We start from the raw sequence: 17,413 nt of genomic DNA on the forward strand, positions 1-17,413 counted from the left end.
TTATTCCTTTGTGATTTTTAAAAGAGTATTATCGCTTAAATTCAAAATTAAATCAAGTTCATTGATCTCATAAAACAAAATTTCTTTTTCTTCTCCTAGGATTTTTAATCTAGCTTTGGGCACTCCACTTAAAACACCACAGTCCATAGCTCTTAAAAAGCGAGAAATTTTTTCTTTATCCCAAGTAAGATCTAAATAACCTTCATTTGGCAAAGCCAATTTTTTGTGATATCCTTTTTTTGAAATTTGAGCTTTAAGTGCTTTATTTTCTAAATTTTCTACAGCTTCTTTAAATGAAGCCATAGCAAGATTGTGCTGAGTGTTTAAAAGACTTAAGGCGGTAAAATTATCATCAAGCTTTATTTCTTTTTGAGTTAAAATCGCACCCGTATCGATACTTTCTTCAACCATGTGCCAAGTAATGCCTGTTTTTTTATCATTTTCCCATATGCTCCAAATATGAGCATTACATCCTTTATGAAAAGGCAATAAAGCATTATGGTAGTTAATAATAGCGTTATTTTGAATACATTCTTTTTTGAAAATATAAAAATTATTAGCACTGATGATGAGGCAATTTTTAAGATTTTTAAAGAAATCATCCAAATTTTCTATATTTTTTACAAAAATTACTTCTTGCTTAAAAAAACCACTAGCTATTTTTTGGCATTCTTTAGCAACTTTTCCTGTACCTATAATGTAAATATTTTCAAATTTTTTCATTTAAAATCTTCCTATCGATTTTACCATTTTGATTAAGCTTAAATTTATCGATTTTAATAAAATTTTTTGGGATCATATAAGAAGGTAATTTATCTTTTAAAAAAGCTTTAAGATCAAGCTCATCTTTGCTTTCATAAAAACAAATAATATCTTCTTTAAAAATACAAGCACTGTTTTTTACACTTTCATGAGAATTTATCACACTTTCTATTTCTCCAAGCTCTATTCTATGTCCCATATATTTGATCTGATTATCTGCTCTTCCATAGCATAAAAGTTCGCCAAATTTATTATAAGAAACAATATCACCTGTTTTATAGAGTAAATCTAAATAATTATCATGCAAAGGATTTTGAATAAAAGCTTGTTTGCTTTTTTCTTTGTCATTATAATACCCTAAAGACAAAGAAGTTCCACGCACGAAAAGCTCTCCTTTAACACCTATTTGTTTAGGGCTTATGAAATTCATATTTTCATCAAAAACTAAAAGTTCTGTGTTTTTACATGCTTTACCTATAGGTAAAAGTTCTTCATCTTTAAAAGTGCGATTGATGATATAAAAAGAACATACATCAGTGATTTCTGTTGGACCATAAAGGTTCGCAAATAAAGCATTGGGTAAGTGTTTACGCCAAATGTTTAGCTGCTTATTAGGCATGATTTCACCACAAAAAAGTATCTTTTTTAAGGTGTTTAAACTAAAATTATTCAAAGCTTCAGTATTTGCAAAATAAATCAGCACCGAAGGTACCCAAAATATAGTGCTTACTTTTTCTTTTTCAAGGCATTCTAAAATTTTATTTGGAAAGGCAAAAAGATGATTAGGTAAAAGATGTAAAGTCGCTCCTGATTTTACACTTGAAAAAATATCTAAAATGCTATTGTCAAAATAAAATGGCGCTTGATTGGCTAAAATTTCATTCTCATCAAATTTAAAAGTCTCACATACCCAAAAAGTATAATCAATCACACTTTTATGAGCTATGCTTACTCCTTTAGGAATGCCTGTGCTCCCGCTAGTAAAGAAAACATAAAGTAAATTAGTATCTATGTGTTTTTCTTTTGCATTTTTTAGCAAACTCTCATTTATATCAAAACCTTCAAAGTCTTGCGTATAAAGTGTAGGTAAATTTAAATTAAAATTTAAGTTCTTTGAAGTGATAAAAAGTTTAGGTTTTAAAACTTCTATAACTTTTTCTACTCTTTCTTTAGGACTTTTCTCATCTAAAAGGGTATAAAAATTTCCACTTAATGCCACTCCAAAAAATGAAATCAAACAATCAATCCCTTTAGGTAAGATGATTAAAACAGGAACTTGGATAGGATTATCATTTCCTAGATTTCTCAAAATTTCACTGGCTAGTTTTTTAGAAAAAAGATCAAAGTTTTTATAAGTGATTTCTTTTCTTTCCTTGGCAAAAGGTTCTACAAAAGCAGTTTTTTCGCTAAATTTGATTAAACTTTTTTCTAGGAAATCATAGATGTGGGTTGTCATTTATGGCTCCATTAATAAACATTTTAAATTTTGGTTTAAAGCTTGCATAGTGTCTTCTAGGTAAGCTTTAGAATTAATAAGAACAATGCAAGAATTACTAAATTGTTGGAGTTTAAAATTATCATTTTGTTTTAAAATTTCAATTTGTTTATACACATCCAAATTTGAATTTTCTTCTAAATCTCTTACATAATAATTTATTACTATTTCTTTTGGCATTTTGTTTTCTAATATAATTTTACCTTTAAACTCCTTAAAATATCTATAAGGTACTTTAATTTTTTCTTCGATAAAATGAGTAAAAGTATATCCTGCAATTTTTGTGCCAAGAAGTATTATTTTGCCATTTTCTTTAACTAAAGTGTCATATACAGAATTTTCTCCAAAGCAACTTGTTGTGTTTTTTAAAAACAATTCTTCTTTTGCTCCTTTTATAGCGAAAGAAAATATAGGATCATTTGTGCGTTTTACTCCTTGTTGTTTTCTAAAAAATTCATTTAATGTTCCTACGGTGCACTTAGAATTAAGTTTGTCATAAACTTCATTTTTGCAAAAACTATAAGTAAAGGTTGGCATGATCAAAGTGCCTTCTTTGCCTATAACTTCAAAAAAGCAATTGAGTATAGTCTGTAAAAATTCATTTCTAGAAAGCAAAGGCACGCCAAAGTTAAAAAGTTCTGTATGTACGCATAAAATATCGCCTCTTTTTATACCTAGTTGATAAAAAGCATCTATTAAATCTTTATCGGAGTATTTTTTGTCGTTGTGTTCTAAAAAATATTTCATTTTACTAGTCCATAAAATTTTATTTTTTCCAAAAGTTCTTTAAATTCATAAGCTTGCATATTTAAGATATTGGCTATATCGATAATGTCATTTTGTCCATCACAGTATGCTAGAAAATCGGCACTTATAGGTTTTTGTTTAACTCCTTTATTTATAGTGTGGTAAAGCCCTCTTTTGCCAAGATTGGGTTCGCATACTATGGTGTTTTCATATATAGCGTTGATTTCTAGATTTAAAATCATTTCTTGCATACTTTGAAGTCCGCCCATTAAACCTTTTTCAGAGATAAAATTGAGATCATCTTTTGAGTTATGATATCCATCATAATCACCATACCTTGTGCGACATACTCCTACTATGCCAAGATTTGCAAGCGGAGCATTGTATTGTCTTTCATCGCTTCCACGATTTAAAAAACTAAAAGCTTTGAAATTTTCTTTATTTTTAAGCGTATGCAGGGCGACTTTATCGCTTAGAGTGTTTTCTTTAGGTGTGTGTATGAGTGAGTAAGCATGATCATCGCCTATACAAGAAAGTACAAAGCCTGCTTTGACATGTTTTTTTAAATGTTCTAAATGTTTACTAAGATAGACTATAGAGCCTATGGTTTCAGGGATGATGACAAAGCGGTAATTATATTTTCTTTCTTTTAAATTCAAAAGCCATTTTGCTAAGAAAATAGCCACCACAGGGCCACTAAGCTCATTATTTGCCATGGAAGGGTGGCAAAGATAGGTTGAAATTAAAATTTCATCTTTTGAGTTTTGCGTGCTAGGTAGGATAAAATCAGCATAGTCCAAAACCCCATTTTCATCATGTTTTGCATCGATATAGACTTTGTATTTGCCTTTTTTGAGTTTTTTTCTTTCATTATGTGTGAGACAAAATCCCCAACGCCTTTTATAATAGCTCGTTACATAAGGAATAGCATCAGGCATTTCTTCTATGGAGTAAAGATGATCTTGAAGTTCTTCTAGTTCGATTTCTTGATCGATAGCTTCGCTATAGTTTAGAAGGTGTAGATTATGCTTTTTAAAATCACAAATTTTTTCTCCTTCTGGAGTGATGATATAGGCTTCTTTGGCGTTCCATTCATCAGGAACTATCCAGTCAAAAACCTTTGTACCACTTTTTATAGAGTGAAATTTGAGTATACCCCCCCCCAGAGTTTTATTTAAAATTTCTAAACTAGCTCTAAAACCTTGCCCTGTGATGCTTCTAGGGATAGGAAAAAGTTCACAAGCTAGTTCATACATAGCCTTTCCAGTTTGGCTAAAATCTTGATTTCTAAAGTCTAGCTTATCCACAATATCCCTTTTTAACTTTTTCAAGAATGCTAAATAAAGTATCTTTTACAAATTTTGCATCTTTTAGATTCATTTCTTGATGACAAGGTATGCTAAGCTCGGCTTTGTAAAAATTATCCGCATTTTGGAGTTTTATTTCTCCTAAGAGTTTTTTATAAAAACTAAACTCATAAGTTGGTTTATAATGCACCTGTACGCCAATTCCTGCATGAAGTAAGCTTTCAAAAAGTTCTTCTTTTTGACAATAAAATTCAGGAAAAAGCAAAATAGGATATAAATGTCTCGAGCTTTTTTTATAGTTTTTGATTTTTATCGTGGAGAAATAAGGATTTTTTTCAAATTCTTTATCATAAAAACTTGCGATTTTTTCTCTTTTTTCAAGATTGTGATCGAGTTTTTTAAGCTGGTTTATCCCTAAAGCACAAGCAACATCACTTAAGCGGTAATTATAGCCAAGTTCTACCATATCGCTATCCCAAAGCCTTTTTTTAATGATACCATGGCTTCTTAAAAGCTTGATTTTAGCGATAAGCTCTTCATTGTCACTCACCACAGCTCCGCCTTCAAAAGTGGTAATAGGTTTAACAGGGTGAAAAGAAAAGATAGAAAGATCGGCTTTTTTTCCTACTTTTTCACTTTTATACAAAGCACCCAAAGCATGACTTGCATCATCGATTAAAGGGATATTATATTTTTTAGCAAGGTTTGAAATTTCATCCATTTCAACGCTATTGCCCGCAAAATCCACTACGCTAATAGCTCCTATATTTTCACTATCTTTTAAAAGTCTTGCTTCTAGTTTTTTTTCATCGATATTGCCATCGTTTTTAATGTCGATAAACTCTACCTTAGCTCCAGCCATTAAGGCCGCATTAGCTGTAGCAGCGAAGGTTAAAGGAGTAGTTAAAACGATTTTTTCTTTGACGCCTAGTGCTGTGTAGGCAAGATGAAGGGCTGAAGTGGCTGAGTTTAATACACAAGCGTGTTTTACGCCCACATATTCACAAAGGGCTTCTTCAAATTCATTTACTTTTTTACCCCCTGTTAAAATTTCATCTTTTAAAGCTTTTGTAAGCGTATCTATATCGCTTTGATCGATGTTTTGATGAGAATAGGTAAGCATTTTAAAAACCTTCGGTGTGATTGATGATTTCTAAAAGTTCTTTTTCGCTTGCCCATAAAGGATTATTATCCGAACTATAAGAAAAACCATCTTTTACTTTTTGTCCTTTTTCGCCTAGAGCATTGATACTAAAGTCATTATCTTTATCTACAAATTTAATGCTAGGGCTTATAGCATAGTAGTTTTCAAATTCATAGGTTAAATGACTATCATCGCTTGAAATCATGATTTCATGTAGTTTTTCTCCTGCTCTTATACCTATGATTTTATGGCTTAAATGAGGAGCTAAAGCATGGGCTAGATCGGTGATTTTCATCGAAGGAATTTTAGGGATAAAGATTTCTCCTCCGTGCATTCTTTCAAAATTACTCAGTACAAATTTTACTCCATCTTCAAGGCTGATCCAAAAACGAGTCATTCTTGTATCGGTGATAGGAAGTTCTTTAGCTCCTTCGCTGATGAGTTTTTTAAAGAAAGGCACCACTGATCCTCTTGAACCTACAACATTGCCATATCTTGTAACACTAAAGCGTGTTTGTTTGTTACCTGCTATATTGTTTGCAGCGACAAAAAGCTTGTCGCTTGCAAGTTTGGTTGCGCCGTATAAATTTATAGGATTGCAAGCCTTATCTGTGCTAAGAGCGATACATTTTTTAACCCCATTTTCAAAACAAGCGTCGATGACATTTTGCGCACCGTGGATGTTTGTTTTTATACATTCCATAGGGTTATATTCAGCAATAGGCACATGCTTCATCGCAGCAGCATGTATAACAAAATCCACATCACGCATAGCAGCACTTAAACGCTCATTATCTCTTACATCTCCTATAAAATAACGCATACAAGGAGCATTAAAAACGCTTGCCATTTCAAATTGTTTGAGTTCGTCACGAGAATAAATGATGATTTTATTAGGTTTATAGTTTTCTAGTAAAACCTTAGTATAGGTTTTTCCAAAAGAGCCTGTTCCGCCTGTGATTAAGATATTTTTTCCATTAAACATTTTGCCTTCCTTTGCTTAAGTTTTTTTAAATTAAAGCAACAAGTGTTCCTATTTTAAAATTCTTGGCAAGGTTATGCCAGTTTGGGCTTGATACTTGCCTTTTTTATCTTTATAAGTGGTGTCGCATTTTTCATCGCCTTGTAAAAACAACACTTGCGCTATGCCTTCATTGGCATAAATTTTTGCAGGTAAAGGCGTAGTATTTGAAATTTCTATAGTGATATGTCCTTCAAAACCTGGCTCAAAAGGAGTAACATTGACGATGATACCACATCTTGCATAAGTGCTTTTGCCAAGACAAATAGCTAAAACATCATCAGGCATTTTAAAATACTCTATAGTTCTAGCTAGGGCAAAAGAATTTGCAGGAACTATACATACATCACCTTCAAAATCTACTACATTTTCTTCTACGAAATTTTTTGGATCCACTACAGTTGAATTAACATTGGTAAAAATTTTAAACTCACGCCCTACGCGTATATCATAACCATAGCTTGAAAGCCCATAGCTTACCACACCTTTTCCTATATTTGCTTCGCAAAATGGTTCGATCATCTTGCGTTCTAATGCCATTTTTCTTATCCAATTATCCGCTTTTAAGCCCATTTTTAACCTTTTAATATTAGTAATTTTTTATAAGGATTATAACCTAAAAAATCTATATTTTTTATGATTTTTTTCTTTTTTAAAGTTAAATTTCAAGTTTTTTTATATAATACAAGATTAAGTTCTTAAATTTTGTAGGAGAATTTTATGACAAAAGAAGAAATTAAAGAGTTAGTAAACCTTTTTGCTGAAGCAAATATTAGTAAAATTAAGATCAAAGAACAAGATGGTTTTGAAATAGAACTTGAAAGAGATATGTGCTGCGATGTTCCAGCTCCTGTTTGTCCTCCAGTTCCAGCTCCACAACCTATCAATGTAAGCGTTGTAAATGAAGCTCAACCTAGTCAAAGCGCAAAATCGAACAAACCAAGTATAAACAGCCCTATGGTAGGAACTTTCTATCAAGCTCCAAGCCCAGGTGCAGCACCTTTTGTAAAAGTAGGTAGTACAGTTAAAAAAGGCGATACTATAGCTATTATCGAAGCGATGAAAATCATGAATGAAATTGAAGCAGAATTTGATTGTAGGATCGCTGAAATTTTAGTTGCTGATGGTCAGCCTGTAGAATTTGGAATGCCTTTATTTGCGGTGGAGAAATTATAAAATGGAAATTAAAAGCATATTAATTGCTAATCGTGGAGAAATAGCACTGCGTGCTTTAAGAACGATTAAAGAAATGGGTAAAAAAGCAATTTGTGTGTATTCTGAAGCAGATAAAGATGCTTTGTATTTAAAATACGCTGATGCAAGCATTTGCATAGGCAAAGCAAGAAGTTCTGAAAGTTATTTAAATATCCCAGCTATTATCACAGCAGCTGAAATTGCTGAAGCAGATGCGATTTTTCCAGGATATGGATTTTTAAGCGAAAATCAAAATTTTGTTGAAATTTGTGCTAAACATAACATCAAATTTATAGGTCCTTCTGTAGAAGCTATGAATTTAATGAGTGATAAATCAAAAGCAAAACAAGTTATGCAAAGAGCAGGTGTACCCGTAATCCCAGGAAGTGATGGGGCCTTAGCAGGAGCTGAAGCGGCTAAAAAACTTGCTAAAGAAATAGGCTATCCTGTGATTTTAAAAGCAGCTGCAGGTGGTGGCGGTCGTGGTATGCGTGTGGTTGAAAATGAAAAAGATCTTGAAAAAGCGTACTGGTCAGCTGAAAGTGAGGCTATGACAGCTTTTGGTGATGGTACTATGTATATGGAAAAATACATACAAAATCCACGCCATATAGAAGTGCAGGTTATAGGAGATAGTTTTGGTAATGTGATTCATGTGGGCGAAAGAGATTGTTCTATGCAAAGACGCCATCAAAAACTTATAGAAGAATCCCCTGCAATTTTACTAGATGAAAAAACACGCACTAGGCTTCATGAAACTGCTATTAAGGCAGCTAAAGCTATAGGATATGAAGGTGCGGGAACTTTTGAGTTTTTAGTAGATAAAAATTTAGACTTTTATTTTATAGAAATGAATACGCGTTTGCAAGTTGAACACTGTGTAAGTGAAATGGTAAGTGGGATTGATATCATAGAACAAATGATTAAAGTAGCAGAAGGTTATGCCTTACCATCTCAAGAAAGTATTAAGCTTAATGGGCATTCTATAGAATGTAGAATCACAGCTGAAGATTCTAAAACCTTCTTGCCAAGTCCAGGTAAGATTACTAAATACATTCCACCAGCAGGACGCAATGTAAGAATGGAAAGTCATTGTTATCAAGACTATAGCGTGCCTCCTTATTATGATTCTATGATAGGCAAACTTGTAGTTTGGGCAGAAGATCGTAATAAAGCTATTGCAAAGATGAAAGTAGCTTTAGATGAATTGCTTATAAGTGGGATAAAAACGACTAAAGATTTTCATCTTTCCATGATGGAAAATCCTGATTTTATTAATAATAATTACGATACAAATTATCTTGCAAGACATTAAAATTTCCCTATTATAAGGGAAATTTTAATTGTAATTTTTATCTTAAATATTCTATATTGATTTTAGAGCGGAGTTTATCAAAATAATCCTGTATGAAATTTTGTCTTTGTTCACTTACGTAAGCGTTTAAAACTTCATTTTTAACTTGTTCGTATTCAGGAGTTTGTGTCCCATCTTTGCTTTTAACTTCATAGAGTTCATAGCCATTTTTTCCATTTAAAACAGGGGAAAAGCCTCCAACAGGAATTTGCGATAAAAGTCCTAAAAGTCTTGGATCGGCATTGCTTGTGTTTAAAGATGCATTTTGTGGTTTAAGGATTGTTTTTTTTGTATTTTTGATATTTTCTAAAGTTTGAGGATTGTTTGATAGATAAATATTTGCATTAATTTGTGTATAAAAAGTGAATTTATCTTTATTTTGTTCGAAAAATTTTTTTGCTCCATCATCACTAAAGTCAGTTTTTGCCATACTTGCGATTTTTTCATAAAGCTTTCTTTTTTCTAAATCTTTTTTAAAATTTGTACGAAATTGTTCATAGCTTTGATTTTTGGATTTTAAATTTGCTTTGAAAGCATTTAAAGTGGTTTTGTTTTGAGCAAGCATTTTATTTATAGCATCATCAAGCTCTAGATCATTGACTACAATACCCAGTTGTTTCATTTGTGAAATTTCCATTTTTTCATTGATGAGTACGCCTAAAGCTTTATTTCTATCAATTTTAAGTGCTTTCATAGTTTGATCTATATCATAAGTTGTGATAGGCTCTTTGTCTACAACTACAGCTATAGCATTAATGGTATTTGCACTAGCCAAACTTGCAAAAAATGCAAAACTTAATAAAATTTTTTTCATTTCAAACCTTTATTTAAGTATAAATATCGCATTATATCAATAAAAATTTAAGAAAAGGCAAAAAATGCACGAAAAACTTACAACGCGTTTTGCTCCAAGCCCAACAGGGTATTTGCACATAGGTGGACTTAGAACAGCTCTTTATAATTATTTATACGCTAGAAAAAATGGTGGAAATTTTTTACTTCGCATTGAAGATACGGATTTAAAAAGAAATTCCAAAGAAGCTACTAAAGCAATTATCGAAGCTTTTAAATGGTGTGGTTTAGAACATGATGGAGAAGTAACTTACCAATCAGAGCGTTTTGATCTTTATAAAGAATATGTTAAAAAGCTTTTAGATGAAGGTAAAGCGTATTATTGTTATATGAGTAAAGAAGAATTAGAAGAATTGCGTGCCAAGCAAGAAGCCGCCAAAGAGCGCCCAAGATATGATGGAAGATATAGAGAATTTACAGGCACGCCACCTCAGGGTATAGAACCTGTTGTGCGTATTAAAGCGCCTCAAAGTGGCGAGATTGTTTTTGAAGATGGGGTTAAAGGCGAGGTGAGATTTAAAGCAGAAGATATAATGGATGATTTTATCATTGCAAGAAGTGATGGAACCCCAACTTATAATTTTACTGTTGTTATTGACGATGCTTTAATGGGGGTAAGCGATGTGATTCGTGGGGATGATCATCTTTCAAATACTCCTAAACAAATTGTGCTTTATGAAGCATTGGGTTTTAAAATTCCTAAATTTTTTCATGTGGCTATGATACATGGAGAAGATGGTAAAAAGCTTTCAAAAAGACATGGGGCAACTGATGTTATGGAATACAAAGAAATGGGAATTTTACCTCAAGCTTTGCTTAATTTTCTTGTGCGTTTAGGTTGGAGTCATGGCGATGACGAGGTTTTTTCACTAGAAGATTTGAAAAAACTTTTTGATCCTTATCATATCAATAAAAGCGCATCTTGTTATAATGCTAAAAAGCTTGAATGGTTGAATGCTCATTATATTAAAACTTTGCCTTTTGAAGAGATTAACCGTCAGCTTAAAGATCTTGGCTTTGATTTATCTGTTTATGAAAAGGCAGGATTTTTACTTGATTTATTAAGAGAGCGTGCAAAAACCTTGCATGATATTATCAATGGTGCAAAAAGCATAGTTAATGCACCGCAAAATTATGATGAAAATGCAGTGCAAAAATTTGTTAACGAAAATAATTTAGAATTGCTCCAAGCATTTGCTAATACACTTAAAGATCAAAAAACAGGTAAAGATTTTGAAGATTTTACAAATGATTTTTTAGAAAAAAAAGAAGCAAAGTTAAAAGATTTGGCTCAGCCTATACGCATAGCTTTAACAGGGAGTGCGGTAAGTCCTAGTATTTTTGAAGTATTAGAATTTTTAGGGGTTGATGAGTGTAAAAAAAGAATAGAAAATTTTTTAAAAGTTAGAGGAAAATAAAATGAATTTAAAAGAAGAAGCTTTAAAATACCATTTAGGTGGGAAAATTGATATTGTACCAAGTAAGCCAATGGCTACAAGTTATGATCTATCTTTGGCGTATAGCCCAGGAGTTGCAGAACCTTGCCTTGAAATCGCTAAAGATAATGAGCTTGCTTATACTTATACAAATAAGGCTAATTTGGTAGCTATAGTTAGCGATGGTTCTGCTGTTTTAGGACTTGGAAATATAGGAGCACAGGCTTCAAAACCTGTTATGGAAGGTAAGGCTTGTTTGTTTAAAAAATTTGCAAATGTAAATGCTTATGATATAGAAATTAATGTTCATAGTGCGGAAGAGATTGTAAATTTTTGCAAAGCTTTGACTCCGACTGTGGGTGGGATAAATTTAGAAGATATAGCTGCTCCAAAATGTTTTGAAATTGAAGCGGCTTTGCAAGATTTAGGAATTCCTGTAATGCATGATGATCAGCATGGAACGGCTATTATTTCAACTGCGGGACTTATGAATGCTATGGAGATAAGCGGTAAAAAATTTAAAGACATTAAGGTGGTTGTAAGTGGCGCAGGTGCTGCAGGTATAGCAAGTGCTAAGATGTATAGAAATTTAGGGGTTGAAAATATTATTTTAGTAGATAGCAAAGGTGTTGTTTCTAAGGATAGAAATGATTTAACTCCTCAAAAGCTTGAATTTGCTGTTGATTCTAAGGAAAAGACTTTAAAAGAAGTTTTAAAAGGAGCTGATGTTTTCCTAGGACTTAGTGCACCAAAAATTCTTGATGATGAAATGGTTTTAAGTATGGCAAAAGATCCTGTAATTTTTGCTTTGGCAAATCCTATCCCTGAAGTGATGCCTGAAGATGTGGCTAGACTTAGAAAAGATGCGATTGTAGGAACAGGAAGAAGTGATTATCCAAATCAAATCAATAATGTTTTAGGTTTTCCTTTTATTTTCCGTGGGGCTTTAGATGTGCGTGCAAGTAAAATCACTGAAAATATGAAAGTAGCTGCTGCTAAAGCATTAGCAGATCTTGCAAAACTTCCTGTAAGCGATGAGGTTAAAAAGGCTTATAATTTAAGCGCTTTAGAATTTGGAAGAGATTATGTTATACCAAAACCTTTTGATGAAAGAGTAAAAGCTGCAGTAAGTACAGCTGTAGCAGCAGCTGCAGTAAAAGATGGTGTGGCTAAGGTGAAAAATTTTGATGAGAAAGCTTATTTTGAAAGCTTAAAATGAAAAATATTCATTGTATCAATCATCCATTGATCGAACATAAATTAGGAATTTTAAGGGCTAAAGAGACAAAGCCCTTTCAATTTCGTATGTTAATCGATGAAATTTCATCTTTTTTGCTTTTTGAAGCGAGTAAAGATTTTTCTTTAAAAGAAATTGAAATTTCAACACCTATACAAAAAACTACAGTAAAAAAACTTGATGAAAAAATTATGATTTGTCCTATTTTAAGAGCTGCATTAGGAATGCTTGAAAGTGTTTTTAAGATGATTCCTGATGCAAGTGTTGGATTTTTGGGGTTTGTGAGAAATGAAGAAACTTTAAAGGCGGATTTTTATTTTCAAAAACTTCCCAAAGATGCAAAAAAACGCACTACTATTGTTATAGATCCTATGTTTGCTACAGGTGGGACTGCTATAGAGGCTTGTAATTTTTTAAAAAGCCAAGGAGTTAAAAAAATAAAATTTATATCCATACTTGCTGCTCCACAAGGTTTGAAAAAATTTAGCCAAATGCATGATGATGTAGAAGTTTTTGTGGCTTGTATTGATGAAGGTTTAAATGAAAAAGGTTATATTATCCCAGGGCTTGGAGATGCAGGAGATAGAGTGTTTAACACTCTTTAAAAGAGATGATTTTTGGAAAAATTGATTATATTAATCTTTTACCTTTGCATATATATCTTAAGAAATATCCCTTGCCTAATGGTTATAAAGCAAGTATGGAGTATAAAAAAGGAGTTCCAAGTAAGCTAAATAAAGATTTATTTTATAGAAGAATTGATGCAGCTATCATTTCAAGCATAGAAAGTGCTAGAAAAAAATATAAAAATTTAGATTTGGGTATTTGTGCTAATAAAAGAGTTTTAAGTGTTTTAGTAGAAAAAAATACATTAAATGCCAAAGATCCAAGTTCAGCAACTTCAAATGCTTTAGCTAAAGTATTAAAACAAGATGGAAAAGTAATTATAGGTGATAAGGCTTTAAAGCTTTATCTAAAAGATTCTTCTAAATATATCGATTTATGTGCAAAATGGCACGAAAAAACAGGGTTGCCTTTTGTTTTTGCTAGATTCTCTTGTGTGCAAAAAAAAACTTTATATAAACAAATTTTGAAAAAATTTCCAAAAATAAAGATTAAAATTCCTTATTATATACTGCAAAATTATGCCAAAACAAGGGATTTGGATATAAAAGATGTTAGATATTATTTAGATGAAGTTATATATCATAAAATTTCTACTAAAGAAAAAACAGCCTTAAAGCGTTTTGTAAAGGCTTGTAAGACTTTAAATCTTGCTTAGTGTTCAAATTCTCTAAGTTCTTTAACTGTTCCAAGGAGTATTACAACATCTCCACTATAAACCGTCGTGGTTTCTAAATCAGGTAGTATTTCCCAGTCGCTATTTAATTTTTTATAAGAAATCACTTTCATATTTTGTGCTACATGTTTTAAAGAATTTCCTGCTAATTTTTCATCTATATTGATCTTAATAGCTCGTATAGTATTTGCTGAAAGATCAAAAACTTCATAATCAGCATCTTTAGTTAAAAATTCTTTTACTAGTCTTTTAGCACTTTCTTTTTCAGGATAAATAACCTTTGTTGCACCTAACTTAGAAAGAATTTGACCATGGATATTAGAGGTTGCTTTAGCAATGATATTTTTAACACCTATATCTTTAAGCGCCATAAGAGTAAGGATTGATTTTTCAACATTTTCTCCTATGCTAACAATAACAACTTCAACATCATGAAAGCCTGCTTCTTTTAGGGCTGAAATATTTGTAGAATCTAAAATATAAGCATAGCTTGGAGGATTTTGTATACTTTTTAAAGCTTCCTCATCTTTATCCGCAACGATAACAGTATGACCTCCAGCAATGAGTTCATCTGCTACAACTGATCCAAATTTTCCAAGTCCTATGATTCCATAATTAAGATTTTTCACGATTTTACCTTTATAAATTAACCTTTCCTTCAGGGAATTTTAAATGAATAGCTTTGTCTTGTTTGAATACCGAGAGTAAAAAAGCAAAAACACCTATCCTGCCACTTAGCATCATAATGATGATAATCACCTTGCTAGGATCACTAAATAAAGCACATAAAGATAAAGTTCCACTATTTCCTACTGAAATTCCTACGGTTGCAAAAGCTGAAGAAGTTTCAAAAAGCAAGGCTATAAAATCAAATTTTGACTCTAGCAAGGAAAGCAAAATAACAGCTATTACTATATAAACAGCTGAACCTACAGCTATAATAAAAGCTTTAGATATAGTTTCTCTTGGAATTTCATGTCCAAAAATTCTAACTCTTCCATCGCGGATACTCCAATAAGCATAGAGTAATAAAACCATTACAGTTGTTACTTTCATACCCCCAGCTGTTCCTCCTGGTGCACCACCAATAACCATAAACAATGATCCAAAAAATAAGCTTGCATCATGCAAATGTCCCATATCTAAGGTGTTAAATCCTGCTGTGCGGTAATTAATAGCGATAAAATATGAGCTTAAAATTTTATCAAAAAATGAAAAATGTCCTATAGTTTGAGGATTTGAGTATTCAAAAGCAAAAATAATAAGCGTTGAAGAGAAAATAAGAAAAATACTTGCAACAACAACCATTTTTGTATGTAGGCTTAAATTTTGCAATTTTTTTCTTTGAAAAAAGTATAATTCAACCAAAACAAAATATCCAAGCCCTCCAATAATAATCAAAGAAGTGATAATAAGATTAATTGCTATATCATGTTTATAAGCTATAAGTCCATGTTCAAATATAGTAAATCCAGAATTATTAAAAGCACTAATAGAATGAAAAATTCCAAACCATAAAGCTTTCTTAAAATTCATTTCAAGGGCAAAACGCATGGTAAGAAGTATAGCACCTATCAATTCTATAGTAAAAATGAACAGCAAAACCTTTTTAAAAAATTTAAATAAACCATCCATTGATGGATAAAATAAAGACTCTTTTAGTAAATTTCTTGCACCAAAACCAACTTTTTTGCGTATAAGTATATAAACAAATAAACCTATACCCATATATCCTAAACCGCCAATTTGTACCAAAGCTAAGATAATAATTTGCCCTGCTAAGGTAAAGTCAACCGCAGTGTTCTTAACTACTAATCCTGTCATACTAACAGCAGATGTGCTTGTAAAAAAGGCATCTAAAAAATCAATAGGAGTTGTATGTGCCCAGCTTGAATGTAGCAATAAAGCCCCAAACAATGCAATAATAATATAACCAGCTAGTAAAATTTTAAAAGTTCGTCTATCTAGTCCAAATTGTTTCAAAAAATTTCCATTTGATAATGATCTAAAGCGGGTATTCTATCTTATTAAAACTTTAAGGGAAATAAAATTTTATTTTTGTATTTAAACTTAAATTAAAGAAAAAAAGATACAATTACATTTTTACTTTATTAAACATCGTGGTTGGATAGCTCAGTCGGTAGAGCAGCAGACTGAAAATCTGCGTGTCGGCAGTTCGATTCTGCCTCTAACCACCACTTTATCTTTCAAAAAATCACATCACATACTTTTTTATATAAGATTGAAATATTTAAAGAACTAAAAATTATTTTTAAAGAAAGAGTCTATAGCTTATATGTAGAATGGTGGATTTAGCAGGACTCGAACCTGCGACCAACCGGTTATGAGCCGGTTGCTCTAACCAACTGAGCTATAAATCCGCCTAAGTTGAATTAAAAGATAAAATTATATCTTATTAATGCTTAAAAATATTTTATTTAGCCTTTATATCCGTCCAAAAATATCTAAAAGTGATTAAATGCTGTAAAATTCCAAAAAAAATCATAAAAATAGTAAAAGAACTTCCACCATAACTAAAAAAAGGCAAAGGGATCCCAACTACTGGTGCAAAACCTATAGTCATTGAAATATTTACTGCCGCATAAATAAAAATAAATAATGCAACACAATTAATAGCAACTCTAGCAAAATAATCATCTTTAAGCTTATAATTTAAACTAAGTAGATGAAAAATAAGTAAAATATAAAATATAATTAATGTCAATCCCCCAATAAATCCAAATCTTTCTATCATGTAAGCGAAAATAAAATCACTAGTTGAAATAGGTAAAAATTTAAAATGAGTTTGCGTAGCTTCATCTTGAGATTTTCCGGTTAAACCACCATTTCCAATAGCTATCATTGATTGGGCTACTTGATAACTTGGTTTTTCTGAAATAAAATCATGAATTCTTTGCTTTTGGTAGGGCTTTAAAAGATGTGTATAAATAATAGGAGAGCTAACACTTATAGCTATAACAATACTTAACCAAATTTTATAATGAACTCCCATGATAAAAAGCACTCCAAAACCAACAAGTAGTAAAACCATAGCACTTCCTAAATCAGGTTCTTTTGCAATTAGCAAAAAAGGCAAGATGATGTAAAAGCTAAGTTTGATGAATTGTTTAAGTTTGTATCCATTTTTTGGAGGAGGATTTTGATAAATAAGATAGGCAAGCATTAAAATAAAACTAGGTTTAAAAATTTCAGAAGGTTGTATAGTAAAGTGAGTAAAAGGAATTTCAAGCCATCTTTTAGCACCTAATTTTTCAACCCCAAAAATATCTACGCTTAGCAATAAAAAAATATTAATCCAATAAGCAACAGGAATAATCCAAATAAATTTCCTTATGGGAAAGAAGAAAAAAACCATAAAAGCAAACAATCCCACACAGGCATAAACAAACTGTTTTTCTGCTAAAAAAGGATTAGCTTCAAAGATTAAGAAAAATGAAATAAGAATTATGGGTAAAAATAAAATGGGTTGCATATAGTCAAAATGAGTTAAAATTCTTCTATCTAATCTAAACAAAATTTGCCTTCAGTTGGTAATATAAAGCT

The 17,413-nt window shown here is 31.5% G+C and carries 17 protein-coding genes and 2 tRNA genes; 7 read left to right on the top strand and 12 right to left on the bottom strand.

Going from position 1 to position 17,413, the window contains the following annotated elements; translation table 11 throughout:
- The 7 genes from FBE93_RS02120 to dcd are packed head-to-tail and all read right to left on the bottom strand — an operon-like array spanning position 1 to position 7,049.
- Positions 1 to 723, bottom strand: coding sequence for a formyltransferase family protein (locus FBE93_RS02120; RefSeq protein WP_165434136.1), 723 nt, complete (start codon positions 721 to 723; stop codon positions 1 to 3).
- Positions 710 to 2,218 carry an AMP-binding protein gene (locus tag FBE93_RS02125; protein WP_002866276.1) on the bottom strand — a complete coding sequence of 503 codons (1,509 nt, stop codon included), beginning with the start codon at positions 2,216 to 2,218 and terminating at the stop codon, positions 710 to 712. Before FBE93_RS02125 ends, FBE93_RS02120 begins: the two co-directional genes overlap by 14 nt.
- The gene (locus FBE93_RS02130; protein ID WP_002866275.1) at positions 2,219 to 3,004 is read right to left on the bottom strand and encodes an AAC(3) family N-acetyltransferase; all 786 of its coding nucleotides are present in this window, start codon (positions 3,002 to 3,004) and stop codon (positions 2,219 to 2,221) included.
- Positions 3,001 to 4,311: a DUF4910 domain-containing protein gene (locus tag FBE93_RS02135; RefSeq protein WP_048818631.1), complete on the bottom strand. Its 1,311-nt coding sequence runs from the start codon at positions 4,309 to 4,311 to the stop codon at positions 3,001 to 3,003. The genes FBE93_RS02130 and FBE93_RS02135 overlap by 4 nt, the downstream gene beginning before the upstream one ends.
- Positions 4,304 to 5,434 (bottom strand): UDP-4-amino-4,6-dideoxy-N-acetyl-beta-L-altrosamine transaminase, encoded by a 1,131-nt coding sequence (pseC, locus tag FBE93_RS02140; protein ID WP_002866273.1) that lies wholly within the window; start codon positions 5,432 to 5,434, stop codon positions 4,304 to 4,306. Before pseC ends, FBE93_RS02135 begins: the two co-directional genes overlap by 8 nt.
- 1 nt (position 5,435) lies before the next feature.
- A complete protein-coding gene (gene pseB, locus FBE93_RS02145) occupies positions 5,436 to 6,440 on the bottom strand; it encodes a UDP-N-acetylglucosamine 4,6-dehydratase (inverting) (protein WP_002933602.1) in 1,005 nt (334 codons plus the stop codon).
- A 48-nt stretch (positions 6,441 to 6,488) separates the two neighbouring features.
- Positions 6,489 to 7,049, bottom strand: a complete 561-nt coding sequence (gene dcd / locus FBE93_RS02150; RefSeq protein ID WP_002856264.1) for a dCTP deaminase — start codon at positions 7,047 to 7,049, stop codon at positions 6,489 to 6,491.
- Positions 7,050 to 7,196: 147 nt separating this feature from the next.
- Between dcd and accB the strand changes: the two genes are divergently transcribed.
- Entirely contained in the window at positions 7,197 to 7,652 is a 456-nt protein-coding gene (gene accB, locus FBE93_RS02155) for an acetyl-CoA carboxylase biotin carboxyl carrier protein (RefSeq protein ID WP_002866271.1), read from the top strand.
- A 1-nt stretch (position 7,653) separates the two neighbouring features.
- Entirely contained in the window at positions 7,654 to 8,985 is a 1,332-nt protein-coding gene (locus tag FBE93_RS02160) for an acetyl-CoA carboxylase biotin carboxylase subunit (protein WP_002854112.1), read from the top strand.
- A gap of 37 nt (positions 8,986 to 9,022) precedes the next feature.
- Here FBE93_RS02160 and salC read toward each other — a convergent pair whose 3' ends face one another.
- A complete protein-coding gene (gene salC, locus FBE93_RS02165; protein ID WP_002856474.1) occupies positions 9,023 to 9,838 on the bottom strand; it encodes a peptidylprolyl isomerase SalC in 816 nt (271 codons plus the stop codon).
- Positions 9,839 to 9,902: 64 nt separating this feature from the next.
- Here salC and gltX point away from each other — a divergent pair, with 64 nt between their 5' ends.
- The 4 genes from gltX to FBE93_RS02185 are packed head-to-tail and all read left to right on the top strand — an operon-like array spanning position 9,903 to position 13,831.
- On the top strand, positions 9,903 to 11,294 hold the full coding sequence (gltX, locus tag FBE93_RS02170) for a glutamate--tRNA ligase (protein ID WP_087684555.1): 1,392 nt from the start codon (positions 9,903 to 9,905) through the stop codon (positions 11,292 to 11,294).
- A gap of 1 nt (position 11,295) precedes the next feature.
- Complete coding sequence (locus FBE93_RS02175) at positions 11,296 to 12,531, top strand: malic enzyme-like NAD(P)-binding protein (protein ID WP_002933607.1); 1,236 nt, start codon at positions 11,296 to 11,298, stop codon at positions 12,529 to 12,531.
- Positions 12,528 to 13,154, top strand: coding sequence for a uracil phosphoribosyltransferase (gene upp, locus FBE93_RS02180; RefSeq protein ID WP_165434137.1), 627 nt, complete (start codon positions 12,528 to 12,530; stop codon positions 13,152 to 13,154). Before FBE93_RS02175 ends, upp begins: the two co-directional genes overlap by 4 nt.
- Before the next feature lie 5 nt (positions 13,155 to 13,159).
- The gene (locus FBE93_RS02185) at positions 13,160 to 13,831 is read left to right on the top strand and encodes an MqnA/MqnD/SBP family protein (protein WP_002933608.1); all 672 of its coding nucleotides are present in this window, start codon (positions 13,160 to 13,162) and stop codon (positions 13,829 to 13,831) included.
- Here FBE93_RS02185 and FBE93_RS02190 read toward each other — a convergent pair.
- Together FBE93_RS02190 and FBE93_RS02195 are read right to left on the bottom strand one after the other, a co-directional pair.
- On the bottom strand, positions 13,828 to 14,478 hold the full coding sequence (locus FBE93_RS02190; RefSeq protein ID WP_002853664.1) for a TrkA family potassium uptake protein: 651 nt from the start codon (positions 14,476 to 14,478) through the stop codon (positions 13,828 to 13,830). The two genes, FBE93_RS02185 and FBE93_RS02190, sit on opposite strands and share 4 nt — an antisense overlap.
- A gap of 10 nt (positions 14,479 to 14,488) precedes the next feature.
- The gene (locus FBE93_RS02195; protein ID WP_165434138.1) at positions 14,489 to 15,832 is read right to left on the bottom strand and encodes a TrkH family potassium uptake protein; all 1,344 of its coding nucleotides are present in this window, start codon (positions 15,830 to 15,832) and stop codon (positions 14,489 to 14,491) included.
- 139 nt (positions 15,833 to 15,971) lie between these two features.
- On the opposite strand from FBE93_RS02195, the gene FBE93_RS02200 reads away from it, so the two are divergent.
- Positions 15,972 to 16,047, top strand: a tRNA-Phe gene (locus FBE93_RS02200).
- A 106-nt stretch (positions 16,048 to 16,153) separates the two neighbouring features.
- Here the strand turns inward: FBE93_RS02200 and FBE93_RS02205 are convergent.
- Positions 16,154 to 16,230, bottom strand: a tRNA-Ile gene (locus FBE93_RS02205).
- Positions 16,231 to 16,283: 53 nt separating this feature from the next.
- On the bottom strand, positions 16,284 to 17,384 hold the full coding sequence (locus FBE93_RS02210; RefSeq protein ID WP_002853654.1) for an FtsW/RodA/SpoVE family cell cycle protein: 1,101 nt from the start codon (positions 17,382 to 17,384) through the stop codon (positions 16,284 to 16,286).
- Positions 17,385 to 17,413: the final 29 nt, after the last annotated feature.

The organism is Campylobacter sp. CFSAN093229, assembly GCF_011068225.1.
In the GTDB taxonomy this organism is placed as follows: domain Bacteria; phylum Campylobacterota; class Campylobacteria; order Campylobacterales; family Campylobacteraceae; genus Campylobacter_D; species Campylobacter_D jejuni.

Bases quoted from the DNA above. Each gene is read 5' to 3' on its own strand.
- FBE93_RS02130 (WP_002866275.1), bottom strand. From the start codon at position 3,004: ATGAAATATTTTTTAGAACACAACGACAAAAAATACTCCGATAAAGAT.
- accB (WP_002866271.1), top strand. From the start codon at position 7,197: ATGACAAAAGAAGAAATTAAAGAGTTAGTAAACCTTTTTGCTGAAGCA.
- gltX (WP_087684555.1), top strand. From the start codon at position 9,903: ATGCACGAAAAACTTACAACGCGTTTTGCTCCAAGCCCAACAGGGTAT.
- pseB (WP_002933602.1), bottom strand. From the start codon at position 6,440: ATGTTTAATGGAAAAAATATCTTAATCACAGGCGGAACAGGCTCTTTT.
- pseC (WP_002866273.1), bottom strand. From the start codon at position 5,434: ATGCTTACCTATTCTCATCAAAACATCGATCAAAGCGATATAGATACG.
- FBE93_RS02125 (WP_002866276.1), bottom strand. From the start codon at position 2,218: ATGACAACCCACATCTATGATTTCCTAGAAAAAAGTTTAATCAAATTT.
- FBE93_RS02185 (WP_002933608.1), top strand. From the start codon at position 13,160: ATGATTTTTGGAAAAATTGATTATATTAATCTTTTACCTTTGCATATA.
- upp (WP_165434137.1), top strand. From the start codon at position 12,528: ATGAAAAATATTCATTGTATCAATCATCCATTGATCGAACATAAATTA.
- FBE93_RS02160 (WP_002854112.1), top strand. From the start codon at position 7,654: ATGGAAATTAAAAGCATATTAATTGCTAATCGTGGAGAAATAGCACTG.
- salC (WP_002856474.1), bottom strand. From the start codon at position 9,838: ATGAAAAAAATTTTATTAAGTTTTGCATTTTTTGCAAGTTTGGCTAGT.
- FBE93_RS02120 (WP_165434136.1), bottom strand. From the start codon at position 723: ATGAAAAAATTTGAAAATATTTACATTATAGGTACAGGAAAAGTTGCT.
- FBE93_RS02175 (WP_002933607.1), top strand. From the start codon at position 11,296: ATGAATTTAAAAGAAGAAGCTTTAAAATACCATTTAGGTGGGAAAATT.
- dcd (WP_002856264.1), bottom strand. From the start codon at position 7,049: ATGGGCTTAAAAGCGGATAATTGGATAAGAAAAATGGCATTAGAACGC.